Here is a 23,307-nt window from a genome sequence, read left to right as displayed (position 1 = left end):
CTCAGCGCGGGCAGACCCCGCCGCGCAGCTCCGGCAGGTGCCGGGCCAGCAGCAGCGCCATCCGGTCGAGCAGCGCGGTGGTGTCGTCGAACGATCCCGAATCGGCTTGCGCGGCAAGGGCTACCGCGAGCTGGCCGCTGCCGACGGGCACCAGTCCGAACTGGCGCACGGTGTAGATTCCGGTGATGTCGTCGGGGCCCCAGCCGCCTTTGAACTCGGTGTCGTCGAGCAGACCGAGACCCCAGCCCTGTTCTTCGGTGATCTCGCCCATCAGGGTGGTGACGACCTCGGCGTGCGGCAGGCACGGCAGCCGCGACGCGAACCGCACCTGGTTGGCCAGCGACCACTCGGTGCCGCCGAAGGAGGTGCCGTCGAGTTCGGTGCGGGTGCCCGATTTTCCGGTGGCCGCGTCGCCCGCCTCGTCGAGGATCTGCTGCACGGCGTCGGCGGCTTCGGGTGCGTCACCGAGGGATTCCCACAGACCTTCGGCGGCGTCGTTGTCCGACACCGTGATCGCGGCCTGCGCCATCTCGAAGATCGACTGGTCCTGATCGTGGCGCAGCGCGGCGACCGCGAGCGGGATCTTGATGGTGGACCAGGCGATGCCGGTGGTCCAGTCGCCGTAGATCGTCATCCGGCCGCCACCGACCGGCATCAAGGCCATGCCCACCTGTCCGGGGAGCTTCGATTGCAGCTGGGTGAACTCCGCGGCCAGCGAATCGGGCAGCACGATGGACATTCCTGGATGCCAGGCGTCCTCGCTGTTGACGGTGACCGTGGGCGCGCTCACCGCCGTCGGGGTGCCGGGCGTGGCACACGAGGTGGCCAGCGCGGCCGTTGCCAGCGCCCCACAGAGCAGCAGCCTGCGACAGGCAGCCGCCGTTCCGGTCGACTTCACCACCGAATCCTCCCCACCACCCAGTGCGCGTGTGCTTCGGCGGTGCAAACTTCTCGTCGAGCGCGCCCGGACGCTACCGGACGACTGTTAGCAAGTTTCACCGATTTTCGGCGAGAATTCGAATGAGCGTGGTCACACGGTCGGAAGGGGGTCACAGTGCACGACATCGGTGAGGTGTTCGCCGGGTTCACCATCGAGGCGATGTTGGGCCAGGGCGGCATGGGCACGGTGTATCTGGCCCGGCATCCGCGCCTGGATCGGCTGACCGCGCTCAAGCTGCTCAACCGGGACCTGTTCGCCGACGAGCGGGTTCGCGCGCGGTTCGAACGGGAGGCCGACCTCGCCGCCCAGCTCGACCATCCGGGCATCGTCACCGTCTACGACCGGGGGACCGAGGGCGAGCAACTCTGGATCAGCATGCAGTACGTCGACGGGATCGACGCCGCGACCGTCGACCCGATGGCGTTGCCGCCCGAACGGGCCGTGCAGATCATCGAGGGGGTCGCCGACGCGCTCGATTACGCGCACGGCAGGGGAGTGCTGCACCGCGATGTGAAGCCCGCCAACATCCTGCTGGCCCGCTCCACCAGTGGCCAGGGCGAACGCGTCTTCCTCACCGATTTCGGCATCGCCCGCCTGCGCGCCGATTCCACCCACCTCACCCAGCAGGGAATGTTCACCGCGACACTGGCGTACGCGTCGCCGGAACAGATGACCGGCGCCGACCTCGACCACCGCTCCGACCAGTACTCGCTCGCGTGTTCGCTGTACTGGTTGTTCACCGGGTCGGCGCCCTTCGACTCCGCCGACCCGAACGAGATCATCCGCGGAACCCTCTACGCCGCGCCGCCGCCGCTCGCGCTGCGCCGTGCGGGTCTACCGCCGATCATGGACGCTGTTCTCGCCGCCGCGATGGCGAAACATCCTGCGGCACGGTTCGATTCCTGTGCGTCGTTCGCCAAGGCGGCCCGCCAAGCGCTGACTTCCAAGACTCCACCGGTCCTGCCGCGCCCACCCGCCAACCCGGCGCCCGGCTATTACCCGCCCGTTCCGCAGCAGGCACCCGTCGCGCCTTTCGCCCAGCCCGGCATGGCGCAGCCCGGCTACCAGGCGCCGCCGATGCCGCCTGTGCCACAACCTCATTGGCAACCCCCCTCCCGGCCGTTCGGGGCCGTCCCGCCGGTCGCCCAGCGCCCAGCCGCGCCCAGCCCCGCGGTGCCGCCTGGAGAGATGCCTCCGGTGGTCCAGCGTGGGGTGGCGGGTCCCGTTGCCGCACAGTCGAATGTGGGGCAGCCTGCGCCCGCGCCCGGCGCGACGCCCATGCCCGCTGCTTCGTCGGAGGTGGCCTCGCCATCGGTCGGCGCACAGCCCGCCCCGGGTGCCGCCGAAGCGACACCGGCGGAAGGGCGAGATTCCGGAATACCCGCCGGCCCAGTGTCTCTCGACAAGTCGCACGCCGAGGTGGCTCGATCGGACAGCGGGGAGGCGTCCGCTGACGAGGTATCAGCCACCGCGGCAACCGATGTGGTGTCGATGCGCGATGCGGGCGAGTTGGACGCGGCGAACGCGGCGGCCCTGACCGAGGTGACATCGATCGTCGGGTCATCGAGCGCGGCCTCAGCGGGGCCCGCGGTGCCGGACGCAGCGGCTGGGCAGTCCAGCCAGGCAAACCAGCCGGGCAGTGCACCGCAGAACCATCCGGGGCAGCCAGGCAGTGCCGCTCCGCTGGGTGGTCCAGCTCAGCCAGGTGGGACGGGTCAGTCAGGTGGCGCGGGCCAGTCAAGTGGCGCGGGCCAACAAGGTGGCGCGGGGCAACCAAGTGGTGCGGGGCAACCAAGTGGTGCGGGCCAGTCGGGTGGTCCAGCTCAGTCAGGTGGCGCAGGTCAGCCAGGTGGCGCGGGTCAGCAGGGTGGCGCCGGTCAGCAGGGTGGCGCGGGGCAGCCAAGTGGTGCGGGTCAGTTGGGTGGTGCGGTTCAGCCAGGCGGCGCGGGGCAGCCGGGCGGTGGTGCTCAGCCGGGTGGCGTGAGTCTGCCGAGCAGCGCGGGTCAGCTGGGTGGCGCGGGGCAGCCGAGCGGTGCGGGGCAGTCGGCCGGTGCGGGCGCTCAGGGTGACGTGGGTCGGCCGGGGGTGGCGGGGCATCCCGGTGGGCCGGTGGTGGCGGGTCCGCAGCCGGGTGGGGTGCGACCCGGGCCGCGCGGGCCTTGGATGGTGCCGCATCGGGGGTACTGGCCGGTGCCTCGGCGGGTGTCGGGGATCCAGCGGTTCGGGTGGGTGTTGTTGGTGGCGCTGGTTCTGGTGCTGGTGGCGTTGGTCGTCGCCTTGGTTGTGGTGGTGTTGCCGGGAGACGGCAGCGACGATCTCGACGCGGAGGGTGGCGCGAACGGTCCGTCGAATTCGGTGGCGGAGGTGGCGGATTCCTTCGCGGAGAGTCGGCGGGTGTTTCCGACCTTGGTTCCGCAGGGGGAGATGAGCGACGGTGTGGGGTATCGGGGGGCGCGGTGTGTGGGGGTACGCACTGTCAGTGAGTTGGCGTGGAAAGAACCCGCGCTGCAATGGACTCCGATCACCACCGGGTGGCAGTGCGAGCGCGCCGACAATCAGGCGGGTGCGGTGAGTTACCTGGTGCTGGAGTACGCGAACAAGAGCCAGGCGCGGTCGGTATTGGAGGCGCTGCCCTCGGCGGTTCGCTACGCGGGGGACAAGGACGGCGTGCCGTTCTCGTTGCAGCGGTGGGTGGTTCAGGATCCGGCGAGCACCCGCACGCAGACCGCCCATCAGGTGCTGAGCTTCCCCGACGACTCGGTCCGCGCGAATTACCTTGTCGTGGTGAGTCGCCGGGGCAGCAGCGGTATCGGCGGAGCCCCGCGCCCCTCCGCGCAGGACGAGGTCGTCGCGTGGTGGGAAGAAGTGCCGCTCTGATCCACCGCACCGGTCACTGCGGCGCCGGGCAAACCTGCCAGACGCCGCAGCGACCTGCTTCAGTCGACTGCCAGTGCGGCCACGATCGGCATCCTGGCCGCGCGCAAGGCGGGCGGGATCGATCCCAGCAGTGCCAGCACCAGCGCGACCGCACCGTAGACCGCGATCAGTGGGCTCGGGCGGTAGACGATGTCGATGGTCATCGCGTGGCCGATCGCCACGGTGGCCAGATACTGCACCGCGATACCGACGACGAGACCGATTGCCGCGCCGATGAATCCGATGCCCGCGGCTTCGGCCAGCACCGAGCGCAGCAGGAACTTGCGGTTGGTGCCCATGGCCCGCAGCACCCCCAACTCTCGGCGTCGCTCCAGAACCGACAGCATCAGGGTGTTCAGCAACGCCACCGTCGCCACCAGCACGACGATCCACAGGATCATGTTGCTCATCGCCGCGCCCTGCTGGACGCTCGACGAGATCGCGTCGACCATGTCGGCGCCGGTGTCGACATGGATTTCCTGGGGGACCATCGCGCGGACCGCGGCGCGCACCGTGTCGGGGTCGGCACCGGGCGCGTAGTGGATCGACAGGATCGTCTCGCCGGGCCGCTGATACCACTCCCGCATCTGGTCGAGGTTCATCATCACCACGCCGGAGACCGCGGTGAAGTACGGAATCACCTGCAGCACCGACGTTTTACGCTCGCCGGAAGGGGTGGGCATGGTGATCTCGTCGCCGACGGCGAGCGAGAGCGAACGTGCCACGTCACGGGTGATGACAACACCTTCGCGCCGCTCCATCCGGTCGATCACCGCCCGGTCCACCGCGCCGAGGCGAGTGTCGGCCGGGCTCGGCGGATAACCCTGCAACATCACCCGACCGCTGCCGATGGTCGCGAAGGCCATCTGGCCGGGGTTCACCCGTTCGACTCCGGGCACTGTCGCTACCCGCGCGGCCAGGCCGTCGGGCAGCACGGGGCCGGTCGGGAACTGTTCGACAGGGCTCGGGCTCACGTAAAGGTCGGTGTCGCCGAGACTTTCGAACGAATCGGTCGCCGACTTCACCATGTTGCCCGACGCTCCACCGAGCGCGACCACCGCCGCGACCCCGATCATCACCGTCATCGCGGTCGCCCACACGCGGCGGGGCGCGCGTTCCAGCGTCGTCGCCCCGAGCGCGCCCGGCGCACCGAACCAGCGGGCGATCGCCGCGGACCCGCGCACGATCGGCCCGGTCGCGGCGAAACACAGAAACACCGTCGCGGTGAACGACATCGTGATCGCGGCCAGCGAGAGCCGCCCGAGATCGAGGAACGCGACAACAACCGCTCCGGCGCCGAGGAGCAGCCCGACGGCCAGCCCCGCCCAGCGCAGCGTCGAATGGGTGGCGGCGGCATCGCTGGCCTCGACGGGGGCGAGCGCCTCGACCGGGGCCACCTTGTACACCTGCCTGGCCGCGATCGACGCCGCCAGCACCGTCGCCACCACACACGCGGTGATCGCCACCGGTATCGCATAGTTCGGCACCTGGAATTCGGTGCGCGCCTCGACCGATTGCACGATCGCGGCGGGCAGCCTGTCGATCGCGAATCGGCCCATCAACGCACCGATCCCCGCGCCGATCGCGCCACCGATCAACCCGAGCAGCGCCGCTTCGACGAGTAGATCCCGCACCATCGGCGCACGCTTGCCGCCGATCGCGCGCAACAGCGACAGCGTCGGCCTGCGTTGCGCCACCGCCATACTCATCGCGTTGTAGATCAGGAAGGCCGACACGATCAGCGCCGCCGCCGATGACATCAGCGTGGAGTACCGCATGATCTGGATCGCGCCGCCGGCCTGCGCGGTGCGCAGACTCGGCTCGGCCACCACGGCACGCCCGTCCACCGCTTCGGTGAGCGCGGTGCGCAGGGCACCCACATCGGTGCCGGGCAGCACGACGATCTGTACCGAATCGAGCTTGCCGACCCGGTCGGTGAGGATCTGGAGCAGCGGCAGCGGCCCGGCCACCACGTGGCCGCTGTTGAGTCGGTCGGTCGCCTCGGAGTCCAGGACGGCGGCCACCTTGGCCGTGCCTGCCCCGATCCGCACCGGGTCACCCTCGCGCAGGCCCATGGCCGCGCCGACCAGCACGCCGCGCTCGGTGCTGAGCAGCTTGGTGGTGTACTGCGACATCGGCCCGGCCAGATCGCTGCCGAGCGCGCCGATCGTCTGATCGGCCCCGATCAACAGTGCCCGATCGGGGCCCGCGCCCAGCGTTCCGCGCAGCATCGGCACCGCTGTCGCCACCCCGGGCGTCGCCGCGATCCGGGGGAGCAGTGACTGTTCGAACCCCGCGTCGGTGATGCCGGTGACCTCGAGCTCGGCGGTGCCCGCCAGGCCCTTGGTGAGCTTGTCGACCGAGCCGGTGACCGAGCCGGAGATACTGAGCACCGCCACGATCAACGCCGCCGACACCCCCATCACCGCCCCGGACATGAGAGTGCGCCCGGGATGGCGGAGCAGTTCACCGAAGTTGAACAGCCGCAGCCGATCCCATGCCGCGCCGATCATGCGTCGACCCGCGCGGAGGACAGCTCGTCGGCGCCGATCCGGCCGTCGCGCAACGTGATCACCCGGTCGCAGTAGTCGATCGAACTCATGTCATGGGTCACCATGACGATCGAATTGCCCTGCGCCGTGATGTCGCCGAGCAGGGCGAGGATCGCGGCGCCGGTCTTGGAGTCGAGGTTGCCGGTCGGCTCGTCGGCCAGAATCAGAGGCGGATCCATGATCAACGCCCGGGCCACCGCCACTCGCTGCATCTGCCCGCCGGACAGTTCCCCCGGCCGATGCTGTGCCCGATCGCCGAGGCCGACGAGGTCGAGGAGTTCCAGCGCGCGCGGCTTCGCCTTGCGTAAACCGGTGCCGTCCAACAACTTCGGGACGGCCACGTTCTCCCACGCCGACAGGGTCGGCAGCAGGTTGAAGAACTGGAAGACGAAGCCGACCTGTTCGAGCCGGAACGCGGCCTGCTTGTCCTCATCGAGATCGCCGATCTCGGCGCCGCGGAAGCGGATCGAGCCCTCGTCGGGGCGGTCGAGCGCGCCGAGCAGGTGCAGCAGGGTGCTCTTGCCGGACCCCGAGGGTCCGATGATCGAGGTGAACTGGCCTGCTTCGATGCGCATACTCACCTCGTCGAGCGCGCGTACCTCTTGATCGCCCACGCGGTACTGCTTGACCACCCGGGTCAACTCCAGCATCGGCTGCTGTGGCGATTCGATGTCGGGCATATCTTGTCCCCCAGGGAGTTTCGGATTTCAGCGTACGAGTGCGCGGTCGCGGGTAGTCTGCCCGATCGTCGTGCGCGCGTCGAGAAGCGCGCGCAGCGCCGGTTGTTCGGCGGCCAGCTCGAGATAGGCCTCCATCGGGGTCCGGCCGTCGATCTCGGCCAGTTCGAGCTTGACGCGAAGATGGTTGTCCCAGCGGTTGGCCAGGGCTCGCAGCAGTCCGTCGACGCCGCCGAAGAGCGTGTCGAGTTCGGCGATGTCGGCGAACAGCGCGGGGTCGTTCGGGTCGATCGTGGCCCTGGCGAGCACGGTGTGCACGATCTCGGTGCGGTGGTGCAGATCGGTCCAGGTCATGGGCTTCACCTTCCGTGAGCGGGTGAACCGAACGCTACGGGCGGTGCGGGGTGGAATCGTCGTGCCGGGGACCCGACTTCTTCTCCTACTGCGGTAGGAGATCGGTACCGTTCGCGGGACGATGCTACGCCCGGTAGGCGGCGACTAGCCTTAGATCATGGATGTGAGCCACGCCATCCCCGCGAAGGCGCCGGGTCGTGCGAACCTGCGGCAGCGGTTCGTGGCCAAGGCCGAGGCGTCACGTCTGTTCACCACAGTCCGCGAACGCATCGAATCGTTGCCCTACGACTATCCGCCCGCGGTGATTCTCGGCGCCGACCTCGCACTGCTGGTGATCACCGGTGCGGCGGTGATCCAGCGACATTCGTATTTCCCGAGCCCCCTGCCGTTGTTGGCGATGGCCGCCGCGTTCCTGCCGATCCCTCTGTTCGCGATCTTCGGCGTGAACCCGCACCCCTTCCTGTTGAAGGCGAGCGCGCTGCTGTCGTGTGGCCTGTTCCTCTTGCAACCGGTCAATGCCGACTTCGCGCCGTTCGTGCTGGTGATCGTCGCCGGTGAGGTGGCCGCGATCGCCTCCCGCGGGATGACGGTGGGGTTCACCCTGCTCGCGATCCTCGAACTGGTCGCCTTCGACCTCGCCGGGCATGTGCACTGGGGTGAGCCGGGGCAGCGGCTGCAAGGGCTACCGATGTACGTCATCGGCATCCTGCTCGGCATGTTCGTCGGGGTGCTGCTGCAGTATCAGCGGCGGTTTCTGTACCAGGAACGGGAGAATCAAGCCATCCGGTTTGGCCAGGCCGCCGACGAGGAGCGGCGCCGGATCGCTCGCGAAGTCCACGATGTGATCGCCCATTCGCTCTCGATCACCCTGCTGCACCTGACCGCCGCCCGGCGCGCGCTCCAGACCGACGACGACCCCGCCGAGGCGGTGGAAGCGCTCGTCGAGGCCGAACGCCTCGGCCGCCAAGCCATGGCCGACATCCGGCGCACCGTCGGCATGCTCGATGCGGGCCCGGCGCAGACGGCCCCCGAGCCGGTCGCCGCCGATATCGACGAGCTCGTCGGTGACTTCCGCCGGGCTGGGCTCACCGTCGACTACGCGCGCACCGGCGACTTGTCCACCGTCACCGGCGCCATCGGCCACGCGCTCTATCGGATCGGCCAGGAATCGCTGGCCAACGTCACCAAACACGCGCCGGGCACCGCCGCCACGGTCCGCCTCGACGTCACCGCCGACGCGGCGGTGCTGGTCGTGTCGAATCCGCTTCCGCTCGGCCCCGCGCCACGTCGCGATACCGGGATGGGACTGCGCGGCATGCGCAAACGCACCGAACTGCTCGGTGGGAAGATCACCGCGGGAAACGGTGACGACGGCTGGACGGTGCGGGTCGGCTTCCCGCTGCGGACGGGCGCGTGCGCCCACCTCTCGTCCATGCTGCCGGGCAAGCTCTGGAACAAACCCCAGGAGGACACGTGACAACCGCTTCGCCCATCGAGCAGTTGGTGGCAGTGCTCGTGGTCGACGATCAGGAACTCGTGCGCGGTGGACTGCGCCGCATCCTGCGCCGCCGCGACGGTTTCACCATCAACGAGTGCGCCGACGGTGACGAGGTCGCTGCCGCTGTCGCCACCCAGCGACCCGATGTGGTGCTGATGGATCTGCGCATGAAGCGGGTCGGCGGCATAGATGCGACCCGGTTGCTGCGCGCCCGCCCCGATGCTCCGCCGGTCCTCGTGCTCACCACCTTCGACGACGACCAGCTGCTCTCGGGAGCGTTGCGCGCGGGCGCCGCGGGATTTCTGCTCAAGGACTCGCCCGCGGAGGATCTGATCCGCGCGGTCCGCACTGTGGCGGGCGGGGGCGCGTGGCTCGATCCCTCGGTGACCGGACGGGTCCTCACGGCCTACCGAACAGTGAAACCGGTCGGTACCCGAACCGACCGCCGGCTCGGCGAACTCACCGCCCGCGAGTACGAAGTGCTCGAATTGATCGGTTCGGGCCGGGTCAACAGCGAGATCGCCGCCGAACTCGGGATCTCGGAAGTCACCGTGAAAAGCCACGTCGGACACATATTCGGCAAGCTGGACCTGCGCGACCGGGCCGCCGCGATCGTGTTCGCGTTTGACCACGGCGTAGTGACACCGGGAGAATCTTCCTACTGAGAAGCAGGCCCGGCGGACCTGCCAGAAGTGGGAGGCGGACGCTGGTGCAAGCACCTGGGTCACGGGCGGGGACCAGATTCGGCCCGTACGAGTTGCGGTCGATGCTGGGCAAGGGCGGGATGGGCGAGGTCTACGAGGCCTACGACACCGGCAAAGATCGAGTGGTCGCTCTGAAGTTGCTGGCGCAGGAGCTCGCGGCGGACCCGGCCTATCAGGTCCGATTCCGCCGCGAATCCCAAGCCGCGGCCAAGCTGGCCGAACCGCATGTCATCCCGATCCACGACTGGGGTGTGATCGACGGGGTCCTCTTCATCGACATGCGCCTGGTGCCCGGCAACGACCTGCGGACCGTGCTGCGCGGGGGCGGGCCGATGAGCCCGGACCGCGCGGTCGCTGTCGTCGAGCAGATCGCCGCGGCACTGGACGCCGCCCACGCGGGCGGCCTGGTGCATCGCGATGTGAAGCCCGCCAACATCCTGGTCACCCCCGCCGATTTCGCCTACCTCGCCGACTTCGGCATCGCGCACACCGAGGGTGACAGCGCGGTGACCCAGGCCGGGATGGCGGTCGGCTCCTATATCTACATGGCCCCCGAACGCTTCGACGTCGGCCCGATCTCGCATCGCGCCGACGTGTACTCCCTGGCCTGCGTGCTACACGAATGCCTCACCGGCGCTTCGCCTTTCCCCGCAGCGAGCATGAGCGTGCTGGTACGCGCGCACCTGTCCGAGGCACCGCCGCGGCCGAGTGAGTTGCTCCACGGAATACCCGTCGCACTCGACGACGTCATCGCGACCGGCATGGCCAAGGACCCGGCCGATCGGTATGCCTCGGCCGGTGAGCTGGCTGTCGCCGCTCGCCGCGCGCTGGCCTCGGCCGTGCGCGACGGTGGCGCGCCCGCGCCCGCACCGCCGGACGCTTTCGCGTCGTACGCCGGGGCCCGCCGAGTCCCCGGTGCGCATGATGTGACTCCGGGTTCCGCGCAAGGGCCCACGCTCCGCGGGCCAGCCGGTGCTCCGAACCGGGCGCCCGGTGGTGCAGGCTCCGCGCCCGGAGCCGGACGCGGGTTCGCCGCCGCGGCCGGGTTCGCCGCCGGTGCGGGACGTGGTGCCGCCGGGTCGCCGCCCGGTGTCCCCCCTGGCGCCGAGCGTGGCGTCCCGGCCGCGCCCGGTCCGGCGCGTGCGATGCCCATCGGTTCCGCCAGTGGCGCCCGGAAAGCGACGCCCGACTCGGACGAGCCGGAAAACGTCGGTCAGGTGCCGACGCCGACGGGGGAGTTCCGGGTGATCGGCGCGGTGACCGCGACCGGTGGCGTGGAGACCTCGCGCAGCCAGTCGTCCGCGACCGGCGCGCAGCCGACGTTGATCATCCGCCCACCCGCCGAGACACGCACCGGGGCGAACGACACCACCGGTTTCCGTCGCGTTCCCGCCGAGGGCACGGGCGAGATCTCGATCCCCGCGGTCATCCAGCCGACGGGCCCCGCCGAAATCCGGCCCGCCGACACCCACTTCACCCCCCTCCCGTCCGCCGATGAGCCGGAAGCGCCCGCGCCGCCTCCGGCCTACACTCCCGACCAGGGCCTCCCGCGAATGCGCCCGTTCCCGGACGCACACCTCTACGACGGCGCGCAGCCGGGCGAGACATCGGCTCCGCTTCTGCAACCCCCGCGGCCCACGTCGGCCACCCCCTACCCGGCGCCCACCGGCCCGCACCGCCTTCCGCCTCAGCAGGTCGGCCAGGAGCCCCACCGGGCAGCCCCCACTCAGCGCTACTCCGCTGAACACCCGCTCCCCGCGGCGTACACCCCGCCGACCGAGCAATACAACGCCGCCGCCTCGAACCCCGACCCCCGGTTCCCCGCCCCGGCACCGTTCGGTCCGCCGACCGAGCAATTCAACGCCCCCCCGTCGAATCCGCCCACGGGCTTCGCGCCGCCGACGCAGAAATTCGGTGCCGACCCCGACGACCCGCACGACCGATTCGGCGGTCCCGCCGAGCATTTCGACGATTACTCCGAGGACCGGTTCGGTGGCCCGCCCGGGCAGTTCAGTCCGCCGACCGAACAGTACGACCCCGCCGAGATGCAACGATCGGCGCCGACCCAGCAGTACGGCGCCGACGAACCGGATCCGCAGCGCTCGCAGCAGACGCACCGATACCGTGGCGGCGCGGCGCCTTTCGCCGCGCATCAGGCCCCGCCGGAGTACGACGATCCGGCGCGTTCGGCCGCGACCCGGCAGTACGTGGGTCAGGAGAACGCGTACTCCGACTACGACGAACCGCCCAGCGCCTACGGTGATCACGCCTACCGCGACCAGGCCTACGACCCCGGATACGGTCCCGATCCGGCCTATGGTCCCGACCCGGCCTATGGTCCCGATCCGGCCTGGGCGCACCAGGATTCGGGTCGCCGACGATCGGTCCTGCTGCCGGTACTGGTCGGCGTCCTCGGCGTGGTGGTACTGGCGGTCGCCGGTGCGATCGGCTGGCGCATGATGTCGGCCGCCGAACCCGACCGGACCTCCACCGCGGCGGCGACTTCGCAGGCGCCCGGTGGTTCCACCCAACCCGCGGGCACCACCCCCCGTGCGACCACCGCCGCTCCCACCACCTCGGCGGGACCGGTCACCCTACCGGCGGGCGCGCAGCTCTGTGAATCAGGTTCCGGCACAGGCTCGTACAGCAAGGTCGCGGTCGGCAGCGCGGTCACCAGTTGCGGTTTCGCCGAGGCGGTCCGGGAGGCCTACGCCGGCGCAGGCTCGGGAGCGCGCTCCGTGGTGGCGACGAGTCCGGTGACCGGGCGCACCTACACGATGACGTGCGCCACGGAGGGCAAGCTCGTCACCTGCACCGGTGGCGAGAACGCTGTGGTCTACGTCTACTGACCCGCACCGGCCGCGGCCCGACTTCGGGGCCGCGGCCGAAACGATCTCAGCTCGCCGAGGCGACCGCGACGACCGTGTTTCCGAGCAGACTCACCGTGTCGGGATCACTCCACGACCCGGTGATCGACACACCGTCGGCCACCACCTCGGCCCCTGCCTCGCGTAACGCATCCGCCAGGTCCTGATTGACCGCCTCGCCGGGTCCCACCGTGATCACCGCGACCGGTTTGCCCGCGACGGTCGACGCCGACTCGGGATTGGCCAGCCAGGCGATCACATTCGCCGCCAGCGGCGGCACGCTCGCCGCCTCGGCCGCGAACAGCAGCACACCGTCGGCTTCCAGTGCGGAGCGGCGTAGCTGGCCGGCGATCGGCGGGCGTTCGTCCTCGGTGTCGATCGCGGGCCGGTAGGTGGGCAGGGTATCGAGCTCGGCCAGGCTCACCACGTCGACCTTGTTGCGGATCGCGACCCGCTGGGTCTCGCTCGCCAGCTGTTGCACGGTGGAGTTCTCGCCGGGTTCGGCGACGAGTGCGAGCAGATAGGCCATCAGCTGTCCTTCGACGGTGTGACAGTCACTTTCACGCTTTTCATCATGGGCTGATCGCTCTCGGTGCTGTAATCGCCGATCGCGCACAGCACATTCATCTCCGGCATATACCCGGCGGCGCATCCCGGCGGAATGTCATAGGTGACGACCTTGTATTTGTAGAGCGACCGCGTCGACCCGTCACGGGCGGTGCTGGTGATGTCGACCTGGTCGAACTCTGTCAAGCCGCGGTCGCGCATGTCGCGAGAGTTCATGAAGATCAGCGTGCGCAGGTTCTTCACTCCGCGATATCGATCGTTGTTGGAATAGATGGTGGTGTTCCACTGGTCGTGCGAACGCTGCGTCGCCAGGGTGAGCACCCCGGCGGGGTTGGTCGTGTCGGGCAGCGTCGCCGCGGAGAACTCCGCCTTGCTCGACGGGGTGAGGAAGATCAGCTCACGCGCGGGCTGGCGGATCCGGAATCCGAGCCCGAGCCGCACCCGCCGGTTGTAGTCCTCGAAACCGTCGAGGACCTTCGACATGGTGTCGCGGATGCGGTCGTAATCCTCGACGTAGTACTCCCACGGCGTCTTCGTCTGCGGCAGTGCGGCTTTGGCGATGCCGGCCAGGATCGCGGGCTCCGACAACAGATGGGGCGACGCGGGCTTCTTCATGCCCTTGGACAGGTGCACCACGGCCATGCCGTTCTCCATCGAGACCACCTGCGGGCCACTGCGTTGCTCGTCGTATTCGGTGCGCGCGAGGCAGGGCAGGATCAGCGCCCGCTTGCCGTGCACGACGTGGCTGCGGTTGAGCTTGGTGGAGACCATGACGGTGAGGTCGGCCTTCTGGAATGCCTCGAAGGTGTAGGCGCTGTCGGGCGCGGCCTGGACGAGATTGCCGCCCATGCTCATGAAGAACTTCAGCGTGCCCTTGTGCATCGCCTCGATCGCGCCGACCACGTCGTAGCCGTTGGCGCGCGGCACGTCGATCCCGCACACCGCGGCCAGCCGGTCGAGAAACGCGGCGGGCGGATTGTTGTCGATGCCGCAGGTTCGGTTGCCCTGCACATTGCTGTGGCCGCGCACCGGCGACGGGCCCGCGCCCTCGCGACCGAGGTTGCCGCGCAGGAGAAGCAGATTGACGATCTCGCGGATCGTCTCCACGCCGTGCTCGTGCTGGGTGACGCCCAGACACCAGCTGATGATGCTGCGGTCGGAGTCGCAGTAGATGCGGGCGGCCTTGCGGATCTCGGCTTCACCGAGCCCCGACTCGGTCTGGATATCGGCCCAGGTGGTCGCCTCCACCTCGCGCACGTACTCGTCGAAGCCCACGGTGTAGCGCTCGATGAATTCGTGGTCGAGGGCCTTGGGGTCGGTCGCGGACTCCTCGAGGACGGCTTTGGCCATGCCGCGGATCAGCGCGAAGTCGCCGCCGATGCGCACCTGCAGGTTGAGTGTCCCGGTCTTGGTCGGGTGGAAGGTGGCCATCGCGAGGAAATCGTGCGGGATGATCGTGTTGCGCGAGCCCGCCTCGACCAGCGGATTGACGTGCACCACCTGGGCGCCGCGCTGATAGGCCTCGGCGAGCGAGGTCAGCATGCGCGGCGCGTTCGAGGCGACATTGAGGCCCATGACGAACAGGGCGTCGGCCTTGGCCCAGTCCTCGAGGTCGCAGGTGCCTTTGCCCGTGCCGATCGAAGCCTGGAGCGCGCGGCCACTGGCTTCGTGGCACATGTTGGAGCAGTCGGGCAGGTTGTTGGTGCCGTACTCGCGCACCATCAACTGGTAGAGGAAGGTGGCCTCGTTCGCGAGCCGACCGGAGGTGTAGAACGCGGCCTCGTTCGGGTCCGCGAGCTCGCGTAGCGCCTTGCCTGTCATCTCGAACGCGTCGGCCCAGCTGATCGGCACATAGTGGTCGGTCTCGGGGTCGTAGACCATCGGCTCGGTGAGCCTGCCCTGATCCTCGAGATCGAAGGAACTCCAGGTAGCCAGCTCGGTCACGGTGTGCTGGGCGAAGAACTCGGGGGAGCAGCGCTTGTGCGTCATCTCCCAGGTGACGTGCTTGATGCCGTTCTCGCACACATCCAGGACCAGGCCGTCGGTCGCGTCGGGCCACGCGCAGCCAGGGCAGTCGAAGCCGCGCTCCTGATGGTTCATCTTCAGGATGGCCTTGGTGCCGATGAACGGCTCGTGCTCCTTGCCGACCATGAACTTCCCGACCGCGATCGCCGCGCCCCAGCCCGCCGCGGGGTGACGGTAGGGCTTGGCTTTCGGCACGGCCGCCCGGTCGGCCTCTCCGCTCGGACCTCGATCGGGATCCCAGGTGGTGTGCGGACCGTCAGCCATGACAAATCTTCCCTTCGCGTGCATGCGGGTCGAGAAAGATGAGCTCTGTCCAGTGCCTCGCTTGGATTCTCTACCGCCGAGATCACGAAAAGGGTTAGGTGCCTACCTTCGGGACGCCGGTATGCGAAACGTTGCATACTGTCGGCATGGCTGACGACAACGAGTGGTACTACTGCCTCAAGCACCACAAGGCCGAACAGGGCAAGGCCTGCTGGTACGGCGATCGTATGGGCCCCTACCCGGACCAGGCCACCGCGGAGAAGGCGCTCGAGATCGCGAAGGCGCGCAACAAAGCGGCCGACGACCAGGACGACTGACCCGCCGCCTGGATGTCGGCTGATCCCGTTCGGCTATAACCCGGCAACTGTTGGGTACTGTCCACGACCATGAGCGCCCGGTTGCTGCTGTCGGCGGTCGCCCGCCTGGTCGGTTCGGTGGTCATCGGGGTGCTCGTCGGGCTGGCCGTCGGATCGATACACGAGCCGCCGCTGGGAGTTCTCGCCGGAATCGCTTCCGCAGCAATGGTATTCGTCATCACCGGGTGGTTCGTTCTGTGGCCGATGAGTCCTGAGGAGACCGAACGGGCGCCTCGGCATGACCTATCAGGTCTCCGACACCAACGTCTCCCACGAGAAGATTCGTGCCGTCGTCCTTCGGCACTGCCTGCTGTCCTACGTTTTCGGGACGGTCATCCTCGCGACGACGATCAATCTCGTCGCCGGACTGGCCACCGAATGATCGGTCGCTCCGATCAGCCGATCGGCAACCAGTGTTGATCGAAACCCACACAGTGAGCAGAGTCATGGGATGAGCAGAGTCACCGCACGGCGCAAGACGACCCGCCTTTCCCCGGCCGGGCGGATCGAGCGACCCGACACGCTCGCCGTCGAGGAGCCGCTCGAGATCCGGGTCGACGGGCGATCGCTCACCGTCACCATGCGCACCCCCGGCAACGACATCGACCTCGTCCACGGCTTCCTGTTCGGGGAGGACGTCATCGGTTCGGCCGAGGACATCGTCACCGCCCGCTACTGCGCGGGCACCGACAGCGAAGGCCGCAACACCTACAACGTCCTCGACCTGCGCCTGCGTAACCCGGTGCCGATCCACCCGCGCAAATTTCTCACCACGGGCGCCTGCGGGCTCTGCGGCAAGAGCGCGCTGGACGAAGTGCGCACCCACAGTCGCTTCCCGATCCCGCACGAGTCCGTGTCGATCGACACCGGCACCCTCGGCGAGCTGCCGAAACAGCTGCGCGCCGGGCAGAAGTTGTTCGATGCCACCGGTGGACTGCACGCGGCGGGTCTGTTCACCGCCGACGGCACGCTGCTCGCCCTGCGCGAGGACATCGGCAGACACAACGCCGTCGACAAGGTGATCGGCTGGGCGGTGCGCGAGAACCGTGTGCCCGCGCACGATCTGGTGCTGGTCGTGAGCAGTCGGGCGTCGTTCGAACTGGCGCAGAAGGCGGTGATGGCCGGGATCCCGATCCTGGCCGCGGTGTCGGCGCCCAGTTCGCTCGCCGTCGACCTGGCTGCCGAGTCCGATCTCACACTGGTCGGCTTCCTGCGTGGCGAAACGATGAATATCTATACAGGCGAACACCGTCTGACCTGAGGTTCGGTGCTCGAAGTGGGCGATCGGCATATGTCGCAGTACGGTAACGGTACGGGTCGCCAGCACCGAACGCCCCGGGGGAGTTTACAAAAGAAAATGCTTCAGATAATGAACAATGAACGACGCCATCGCGTCCGGGTGGCGCTGACCGCGTTGCTGGGCGCGGTCGCGCTCGTGACCGCGGGTTGCGGTACCGAGCCGAAAGCCGCTCGACCGAGCGTGACGACGACTGTCCCGGTCGCCGATCCCGGCGTCGACAGCGGGGCTGTTTCCGTCGCGGTGCCGGGCAGTCTGGCCGCCGATTTCACCGAACTCCAGCAGGGATTCCGCGGTAGCGCGGGGTTGGCGATCATGCCGGTCGGCGGCAAGAAAATGGTGACCTTCGGCAACTGGTCCTCCGGTCCGGCCTGGTCGACGATCAAGGTGCCGCTCGCCATCGCCGCCCTGCGCAACAGCGCCTCCTACGCCACCTATGCCTCCGCTGCCATCACCGCGTCGGACAACGGCGCCGCCGACACCCTGTGGGACTCACTCGGCGGCGGCGCCGCCGCGGCCCAGGCGGTGCAGAATGTGCTGCGCGAAGGCGGCGACATCCGCACCACTGTGCCGACGGCCCGCACCCGTGCCGACGCGTCGATCTACGGCCAGGCCGAATGGACCCTGGCCGATCAGGTGCGCTTCGCCTCGCAGCTGCCGTGCATACCGCAGAGCGAGCGCGTGGTCGGGCTGATGCAGCAGATCATCGCGAGCCACCACTGGGGTCTCGGCGCGTTCGGCAGCGCCGAGTTCAAGGGTGGTTGGGGTCCCGACCCGACGGGCAAGTACCTGGTCCGCCAGTTCGGCCTGATCGATTCGCCCAGCGGCCGGATCGCGATCGCCTTCGCCGCGCAACCGGATTCGGGTGGTTTCAGCGACGGCATGGCCATGCTCGACAAGATGGCGACGCTCATCTCGGGCCACCTGAGCGAGCTCGCCGGAGGTCACTGCTCCTGATCGGCGCCGGTGCGGCAAGATGAACAGCATGCGCATCGGAGTCTTGACCGGAGGCGGGGACTGTCCAGGTCTGAACGCGGTGATCCGGGCTGTGGTCCGCACCGCGAACGGACGCTACGGCGATGCCATCGTCGGTTTCGAGGACGGCTGGCGCGGCCTACTCGAGGATCGAAAGATCCGCATCCACAACGACGATCGCACCGACCGCCTGCTCACCAAGGGGGGCACCATGCTCGGCACCGCACGGACCAACCCCGACGTGCTGCGCGCCGGCCTGCCGCGGATCCAGCAGACCCTCGACGACAACGGCATCGAAGCGCTGATCCCCATCGGCGGCGAAGGCACCCTCACCGCCGCGAGCTGGCTCGCCGACGAGGGCGTGCCGGTGGTCGGCGTGCCCAAGACCATCGACAACGACATCGACTGCACCGACGTCACATTCGGCCACGACACCGCGCTGTCGATCGCCACCGAGGCCATCGACCGTCTGCACACCACCGCCGAATCCCACCAGCGGGTGATGCTCGTCGAGGTGATGGGCCGCCACGCGGGCTGGATCGCGCTGAATTCCGGTATCGCCGCCGGCGCCCATCTCACCCTGGTGCCCGAGGAACCGTTCGACGTGTCCCAGGTGTGCGCGATGATCAAGGCCCGCTTCCAGCGTGGTGACAAGAGCTTCATCTGCGTGGTCGCCGAGGGTGCGCATCCTGCGCCGGATTCCGGATTCGCGTTGCGCGAGGGCGGGATCGACGAGTTCGGGCACGAGCGGTTCACCGGGGTCGCCCAGCAGTTGGGTTCGGAGATCGAGCGCCGCATCGGCAAGGAGGTCCGCACGACGGTGCTGGGCCACATCCAGCGCGGCGGCAGCCCGACGCCCTACGACCGGATCCTGGCGACGCGGTTCGGGGTGCATGCGGCCGAGGCGGTACACGCGGGGCATTTCGGTCAGATGGTGGCGCTGCACGGCACCAATATCGGGCTGGTTCCCCTGTCGGAGGCGACCAAGCAGCTCAAACGCGTTCCACCGGAACGGCTCAGAGAGGCGTCGGCCTTCTTCGGCTGAGCGCGGCCCGGTTCACGCGCAGTCGGTACGGTGGGTTCATGCGCACCGGTCGAGTGGTCGTTTCGGTTCTGTTCGTCGTCGCGGCACTGGTGGCGGGGTGCTCGCAGTCCTCGGACGACGTGGCAACCCCCACGGTGCACGGCAGTTGGCACGGTGACATCGAGGTGCCGGGGCAGCCGATCGCGATCGGGGTGAATTTCGCCGAGGACGGGTCGGCCACCATCGACATCCCGGTCCAGGGTGTGCGCGAGGCACCGTTGAAAGACGTTCGCACCGAACCGGACCGGGTGGAGTTCGCCCTGCCCGACGTGCCGGGCGACCCGGGTTTCCGCGGCAAGCTCGACGGTGACCGACTCACCGGCGACTGGGTCCAGTTCGGTGAGAAAGCGCCGGTCACACTGCAGCGCGGCAAGATCGAGGGCCCCGCGCGCCCCCAGGACCCGAAACCGCCGTACCCGTACCGCAGCGAGGACGTCACCTATCGCAACGGCGACATCACCATCGCGGGCACCCTCACCGAACCCGAAGGCACCGGCCCGTTCCCGGCGATGCTGCTCATCACCGGCAGCGGCCCGCAGGACCGCAACGAAGAACTGATGGGCCACCGCCCGTTCCAGCTGCTGGCCGACACCTTCACCCGTGCGGGTTATGCCGTGCTGCGCGCCGACGACCGTGGCGTCGGCGGCACCGGCGGCGCCCTCGACGACGCCACCTACCCCGAACTCGCCGCCGACGCGGCCGCGGGCATCGCGTTCCTGCGCACCCGCGCCGAGATCGATGCGGCTCGCGTCGGTCTGTTCGGGCACAGTGAGGGCGGCTACCTCGCGCCGATGGTCGCCGCGCTGCCCGGCACCGATATCGCGTTCGCGGTCCTGATGGCGGGCCCGTCGGTGCCGGGCGCCGACGTGCTGATCGAGCAGAACAAAGTGATCATGGCCTCGTCGGGCGCGCCGCAGGGCCAGATCGACCAGCAGGTCGCCTACGTCACCACCTGGTCGACGTTGCTGCGCGCGGGCGACATCGAGGGCGCGAAGGCCTTCACCCAGCGGCACAACGATTCGCTGCCCGAGGCCGAACGCGCGCCACAGCAGGTGGTCGACGGGTTCAACACCCCGTACATGACCTCCTTCATCACCCATGACCCGAAGCCGACGTTGCAGGCGCTGCGCGTGCCGGTGCTGGCGTTCTTCGGCGACAAGGACCAGCAGGTCCTCGCCACCCAGAACGAGGGCCCGATGCGGGAGAACCTCGCCGGTTCCCCCGACGCGACCGTGCACACCTTCCCCGGCCTCAACCACCTGATGCAGCCGACCGCGACCGGCAAACCCAGCGAATACTCCACCATCGAGACGACCGTCGACCCCGCCGTGCTCACCTATGTCACCGACTGGCTCACCCAGCGCGTTCCGCCTCGCTAGGACCACCGGCCGAGTGCGTCGGCGGGCTTACCTAGACTGCTCGTATGAGCGCACCCACGGTCGAGTTGATGGATTACGCCGATGTCATCTCCCGGTACGAGCCGGTGCTCGGCATGGAGGTCCACGTCGAGTTGTCCACGGCGACCAAGATGTTCTGCGGTTGCCCCACCGAGTTCGGCGCCGAACCCAATACCCAGGTGTGCCCGGTGTGCCTCGGCATGCCCGGCTCGCTGCCCGTGGTGAACGAGAAGGCCATCGAATCGGCCATCCGCATCGGGCTCGCGCTGAACTGTTCGATCACCCCGTGGGGCCGGTTCGCGCGCAAGAACTACTTCTACCCCGACCAGCCGAAGAACTACCAGATCAGCCAGTACGACGAGCCGATCGCCACCGAGGGCTACCTCGACGTGACCCTCGACGACGGGTCCATCTTCCGCGTCGAGATCGAGCGCGCGCACATGGAGGAAGACACCGGCAAGTCCCTGCACGTCGGCGGCGCGACCGGTCGGATCCACGGCGCCAGCCACTCGCTGCTCGACTTCAACCGCGCGGGTGTGCCGCTGATCGAGATCGTCACCAAGACGATCACCGGTGCCGGTGAGCGGGCCCCCGAGGTCGCTCGCGCCTATGTCACCGCGCTGCGCGAGGTGCTGCGTTCGCTGCACGTCTCCGATGTGAAGATGGAGCAGGGTTCGCTGCGCTGCGACGCCAACGTGTCGCTGATGCCGATCGGCGCCAAGGAATTCGGCACCCGCACCGAGACCAAGAACGTGAACTCGCTCAAGAGCGTCGAGGTCGCGGTGCGCTACGAGATGCGCCGCCAGGCCGCCGTGCTCACCGCCGGTGGCGAGATCATCCAGGAGACCCGCCACTTCCAGGAAGCCGACGGTTCCACCGCCGCCGGTCGCCGCAAGGAGACCGCCGAGGACTACCGCTACTTCCCCGAGCCCGACCTCGAGCCCGTCGCCCCGGCGGCCGAGTGGGTCGAGGAACTGCGCTCCACCATCCCCGAGTACCCGTGGCTGGTGCGCGCCCGCATCCAGGCCGACTGGGGTCTGTCCGACGAGGTCATGCGCGACCTCGTCAACGCAGGTGCCCTCGACCTCATCATCGCCACCGTCGAGGCGGGCGCACCCGCCAACGAGGCGCGCTCCTGGTGGGTCGCCTACCTGACCGAGAAGGCCAAGGAACGCGACATCGCCCTCGCCGACCTGCCCATCACCCCCGCCCAGGTCGCCGCGGTGATCGCGCTGGTGGAGGCCAAGACCGTCAACAACAAGGTCGCCAAGCAGGTCGTCGACTTCGTCCTCGCCGGTGAAGGCGAACCCGCCGCCATCGTCGAAGCCAAGGGCCTCGGCATGGTCAGCGACGATTCGGCCCTGCAGGCCGAGGTCGAGAAGGCCCTCGCCGCGAACCCCGACATCGCCGAGAAGATCCGCTCCGGCAAGGTCGCCGCCGCGGGCAAGATCGTCGGGGACGTCATGAAGGCCACCCGCGGCCAGGCCGACGCCGCCCGCGTCCGCGACCTGGTCATCGCGGCCTGCTCGCCCGCCTCCCCGAGTCTTTAGGCCAGACCCAGGCGCCACTCCGCTTCCGTCGGCGTTCGGCGGAAGCGAAGTGGACCGGCTCGCCCGTACCCGGTGAGTTACCCATGTACGTGAGATATCTGCGCTTCTAGTCGGGGCCGCCTGCTCCGCCCTGCGGCGGTGGGATGCGCACGACGCGGTCGTCGAATTCGCCTGGCTCGCCGTCGGTTTTGTTGGTGGTGGTGACCCAGATGCTGCCGTCGGCGCTGGCGGTGGCGCCGAGGAGCTTGCCGTACTTGTCCTGGGCGATCAGGGTGGGCGCTGTCGTGACCGCGAAGGTGGTGGGATCGGCGGCGACGGCGGCCAGGGCCTTGGCCTCGTTCAGTGCGATGCCGACACCGTCGCCGGTGGCCGTGCAGCCGCCGACGCCGGGGCGATCGGGCCAGGTCCAGGAGACCGTGAGAGTGCCGTCGGCGCCCAGATGTTGGAGGCGGTCCTCGGCGGCGGTGCGGTCGGTGACCCACATGCCGTCTCTGCCGTCGCGGCAGATATCACCGGCCGAGCCGATGCCCGACGCCACCACCTGCGGTTTGTTCGCGCCCGCCGACGGCGATTCCAGGCGAAGCAGTTTGCCGCCGAGCGAACCGGGATCGGCTGCGGCGCCGGGGTTTCCGGCGTCGCCGGTGAGGATCATCAGCTGCGTCGGCGTCGCCCATTCCAGCGCGCCGCGATTTCCGCTGGCGCCCTTGGGAATTCCGGTGAGGATCGGCTTGGCCGCCCCGCCCTTGGACAGTCGCACGACCCGATTGTCGCTCCCGGTGGTGATATAGGCGTACATCAGCCCGTCCTCACCGAAGGTGGGGGAGAGCACGATATCGGAGATGCCGCCGTCGGTCGACCCGTCGACGGGCACGCTGGCGATCTCCACCGGCGTCTCCTGCGGTGTGCTCGCGTCGACCGGCTTCACCTGCAGGATCCGCCCGGTCTTGCGCTCCGCGACGAAGGCGCCCTCGCCCACCGTGATCAGCCCGGCGCCCGATTCCATGCAGGTCGCGATGACGTTGGGATCGGGATCGATACACGGCCCGGTCGGACGCGGCGGCTGCGACGGCTCGTCCTGCGGCTTCTTCGGCTCCGCGCCGGACCCGCCCAGCTGCGGTTCGGTGGTGAACGGACTCGAGGCCGACTCGTCGAAACGGGCGCACCCGGCTAGCAAAACGGTGCTGAGTGCCACCCCGACTGCCACGCGGCCCGCGATTCCCGAACTCATACGTCAGACGTTACCGGCACCGGTGCGGGCCCGACGCGCCCGTTGCGCCCGAATAC

General features: G+C 69.0%; 16 protein-coding genes and 2 pseudogenes. 11 read left to right on the top strand and 7 right to left on the bottom strand.

Going from position 1 to position 23,307, the window contains the following annotated elements:
• Position 1: 1 nt before the first annotated feature.
• Complete coding sequence (locus QX204_RS23470; RefSeq protein ID WP_301902349.1) at positions 2–898, bottom strand: serine hydrolase; 897 nt, start codon at positions 896–898, stop codon at positions 2–4.
• A gap of 156 nt (positions 899–1,054) precedes the next feature.
• Between QX204_RS23470 and QX204_RS23465 the strand changes: the two genes are divergently transcribed.
• Complete coding sequence (locus QX204_RS23465) at positions 1,055–3,817, top strand: serine/threonine-protein kinase (protein ID WP_301902348.1); 2,763 nt, start codon at positions 1,055–1,057, stop codon at positions 3,815–3,817.
• Between the two features lie 59 nt (positions 3,818–3,876).
• Here QX204_RS23465 and QX204_RS23460 read toward each other — a convergent pair whose 3' ends face one another.
• The 3 genes from QX204_RS23460 to QX204_RS23450 are packed head-to-tail and all read right to left on the bottom strand — an operon-like array spanning position 3,877 to position 7,439.
• Entirely contained in the window at positions 3,877–6,369 is a 2,493-nt protein-coding gene (locus QX204_RS23460; protein WP_301902346.1) for an ABC transporter permease, read from the bottom strand.
• A complete protein-coding gene (locus QX204_RS23455; RefSeq protein ID WP_301902345.1) occupies positions 6,366–7,088 on the bottom strand; it encodes an ABC transporter ATP-binding protein in 723 nt (240 codons plus the stop codon). Before QX204_RS23455 ends, QX204_RS23460 begins: the two co-directional genes overlap by 4 nt.
• A 27-nt stretch (positions 7,089–7,115) precedes the next feature.
• Positions 7,116–7,439: a hypothetical protein gene (locus QX204_RS23450; protein ID WP_301902343.1), complete on the bottom strand. Its 324-nt coding sequence runs from the start codon at positions 7,437–7,439 to the stop codon at positions 7,116–7,118.
• A gap of 157 nt (positions 7,440–7,596) precedes the next feature.
• Between QX204_RS23450 and QX204_RS23445 the strand changes: the two genes are divergently transcribed.
• The 3 genes and pseudogenes from QX204_RS23445 to QX204_RS23435 form a co-directional block, all read left to right on the top strand.
• Positions 7,597–8,916: a sensor histidine kinase gene (locus QX204_RS23445; protein ID WP_301902342.1), complete on the top strand. Its 1,320-nt coding sequence runs from the start codon at positions 7,597–7,599 to the stop codon at positions 8,914–8,916.
• On the top strand, positions 8,913–9,602 hold the full coding sequence (locus QX204_RS23440) for a response regulator transcription factor (RefSeq protein WP_301902341.1): 690 nt from the start codon (positions 8,913–8,915) through the stop codon (positions 9,600–9,602). Before QX204_RS23445 ends, QX204_RS23440 begins: the two co-directional genes overlap by 4 nt.
• Positions 9,603–9,703: 101 nt before the next feature.
• Positions 9,704–10,474: pseudogene (locus QX204_RS23435) on the top strand (serine/threonine-protein kinase); the annotation flags it as partial.
• Between the two features lie 2,062 nt (positions 10,475–12,536).
• Here the strand turns inward: QX204_RS23435 and QX204_RS23430 are convergent.
• Together QX204_RS23430 and QX204_RS23425 are read right to left on the bottom strand one after the other, a co-directional pair.
• A complete protein-coding gene (locus QX204_RS23430) occupies positions 12,537–13,037 on the bottom strand; it encodes an NADPH-dependent FMN reductase (protein WP_301902339.1) in 501 nt (166 codons plus the stop codon).
• Positions 13,037–15,364 carry an FdhF/YdeP family oxidoreductase gene (locus QX204_RS23425; RefSeq protein WP_301902337.1) on the bottom strand — a complete coding sequence of 776 codons (2,328 nt, stop codon included), beginning with the start codon at positions 15,362–15,364 and terminating at the stop codon, positions 13,037–13,039. The genes QX204_RS23430 and QX204_RS23425 overlap by 1 nt, the downstream gene beginning before the upstream one ends.
• 146 nt (positions 15,365–15,510) lie before the next feature.
• Here QX204_RS23425 and QX204_RS23420 point away from each other — a divergent pair, with 146 nt between their 5' ends.
• The 7 genes and pseudogenes from QX204_RS23420 to gatB all read left to right on the top strand — a co-directional run bounded on the left by QX204_RS23420 (position 15,511) and on the right by gatB (position 22,023).
• The gene (locus QX204_RS23420; protein ID WP_165610217.1) at positions 15,511–15,681 is read left to right on the top strand and encodes a hypothetical protein; all 171 of its coding nucleotides are present in this window, start codon (positions 15,511–15,513) and stop codon (positions 15,679–15,681) included.
• A gap of 69 nt (positions 15,682–15,750) precedes the next feature.
• Positions 15,751–16,102: pseudogene (locus tag QX204_RS23415) on the top strand (DUF1345 domain-containing protein).
• Between the two features lie 69 nt (positions 16,103–16,171).
• Positions 16,172–16,981 carry a formate dehydrogenase accessory sulfurtransferase FdhD gene (gene fdhD / locus QX204_RS23410; protein ID WP_301902336.1) on the top strand — a complete coding sequence of 270 codons (810 nt, stop codon included), beginning with the start codon at positions 16,172–16,174 and terminating at the stop codon, positions 16,979–16,981.
• 108 nt (positions 16,982–17,089) lie between these two features.
• Entirely contained in the window at positions 17,090–17,974 is an 885-nt protein-coding gene (locus tag QX204_RS23405) for a serine hydrolase (protein ID WP_301902334.1), read from the top strand.
• A gap of 28 nt (positions 17,975–18,002) precedes the next feature.
• Positions 18,003–19,037 (top strand): ATP-dependent 6-phosphofructokinase, encoded by a 1,035-nt coding sequence (locus tag QX204_RS23400; protein ID WP_062986953.1) that lies wholly within the window; start codon positions 18,003–18,005, stop codon positions 19,035–19,037.
• Between the two features lie 38 nt (positions 19,038–19,075).
• Positions 19,076–20,455, top strand: coding sequence for an alpha/beta hydrolase family protein (locus QX204_RS23395; protein WP_301902333.1), 1,380 nt, complete (start codon positions 19,076–19,078; stop codon positions 20,453–20,455).
• Positions 20,456–20,499: 44 nt separating this feature from the next.
• Positions 20,500–22,023, top strand: coding sequence for an Asp-tRNA(Asn)/Glu-tRNA(Gln) amidotransferase subunit GatB (gene gatB / locus QX204_RS23390; RefSeq protein ID WP_301902332.1), 1,524 nt, complete (start codon positions 20,500–20,502; stop codon positions 22,021–22,023).
• A 106-nt stretch (positions 22,024–22,129) separates the two neighbouring features.
• Here the strand turns inward: gatB and QX204_RS23385 are convergent, their stop codons facing one another.
• Complete coding sequence (locus QX204_RS23385; protein WP_301902331.1) at positions 22,130–23,251, bottom strand: PQQ-dependent sugar dehydrogenase; 1,122 nt, start codon at positions 23,249–23,251, stop codon at positions 22,130–22,132.
• Positions 23,252–23,307 lie beyond the last annotated feature (56 nt).

This window comes from Nocardia sp. PE-7 (assembly GCF_030486425.1).
GTDB classification, from domain to species: Bacteria; Actinomycetota; Actinomycetes; order Mycobacteriales; family Mycobacteriaceae; genus Nocardia; species Nocardia salmonicida_A.
Note: the sequence above shows the minus strand (reverse complement) of the source record. Positions and strands in the feature narration are given on the sequence as shown.

Excerpts from the sequence above, each read along its gene's own strand:
- QX204_RS23460 (WP_301902346.1), bottom strand. The coding sequence starts at position 6,369 with ATGATCGGCGCGGCATGGGATCGGCTGCGGCTGTTCAACTTCGGTGAA.
- QX204_RS23455 (WP_301902345.1), bottom strand. The coding sequence starts at position 7,088 with ATGCCCGACATCGAATCGCCACAGCAGCCGATGCTGGAGTTGACCCGG.
- QX204_RS23450 (WP_301902343.1), bottom strand. The coding sequence starts at position 7,439 with ATGACCTGGACCGATCTGCACCACCGCACCGAGATCGTGCACACCGTG.
- QX204_RS23445 (WP_301902342.1), top strand. The coding sequence starts at position 7,597 with ATGGATGTGAGCCACGCCATCCCCGCGAAGGCGCCGGGTCGTGCGAAC.
- QX204_RS23430 (WP_301902339.1), bottom strand. The coding sequence starts at position 13,037 with ATGGCCTATCTGCTCGCACTCGTCGCCGAACCCGGCGAGAACTCCACC.
- QX204_RS23425 (WP_301902337.1), bottom strand. The coding sequence starts at position 15,364 with ATGGCTGACGGTCCGCACACCACCTGGGATCCCGATCGAGGTCCGAGC.
- QX204_RS23420 (WP_165610217.1), top strand. The coding sequence starts at position 15,511 with ATGGCTGACGACAACGAGTGGTACTACTGCCTCAAGCACCACAAGGCC.
- fdhD (WP_301902336.1), top strand. The coding sequence starts at position 16,172 with ATGAGCAGAGTCACCGCACGGCGCAAGACGACCCGCCTTTCCCCGGCC.
- QX204_RS23405 (WP_301902334.1), top strand. The coding sequence starts at position 17,090 with ATGAACAATGAACGACGCCATCGCGTCCGGGTGGCGCTGACCGCGTTG.
- QX204_RS23400 (WP_062986953.1), top strand. The coding sequence starts at position 18,003 with ATGCGCATCGGAGTCTTGACCGGAGGCGGGGACTGTCCAGGTCTGAAC.
- QX204_RS23395 (WP_301902333.1), top strand. The coding sequence starts at position 19,076 with ATGCGCACCGGTCGAGTGGTCGTTTCGGTTCTGTTCGTCGTCGCGGCA.
- gatB (WP_301902332.1), top strand. The coding sequence starts at position 20,500 with ATGAGCGCACCCACGGTCGAGTTGATGGATTACGCCGATGTCATCTCC.
- QX204_RS23385 (WP_301902331.1), bottom strand. The coding sequence starts at position 23,251 with ATGAGTTCGGGAATCGCGGGCCGCGTGGCAGTCGGGGTGGCACTCAGC.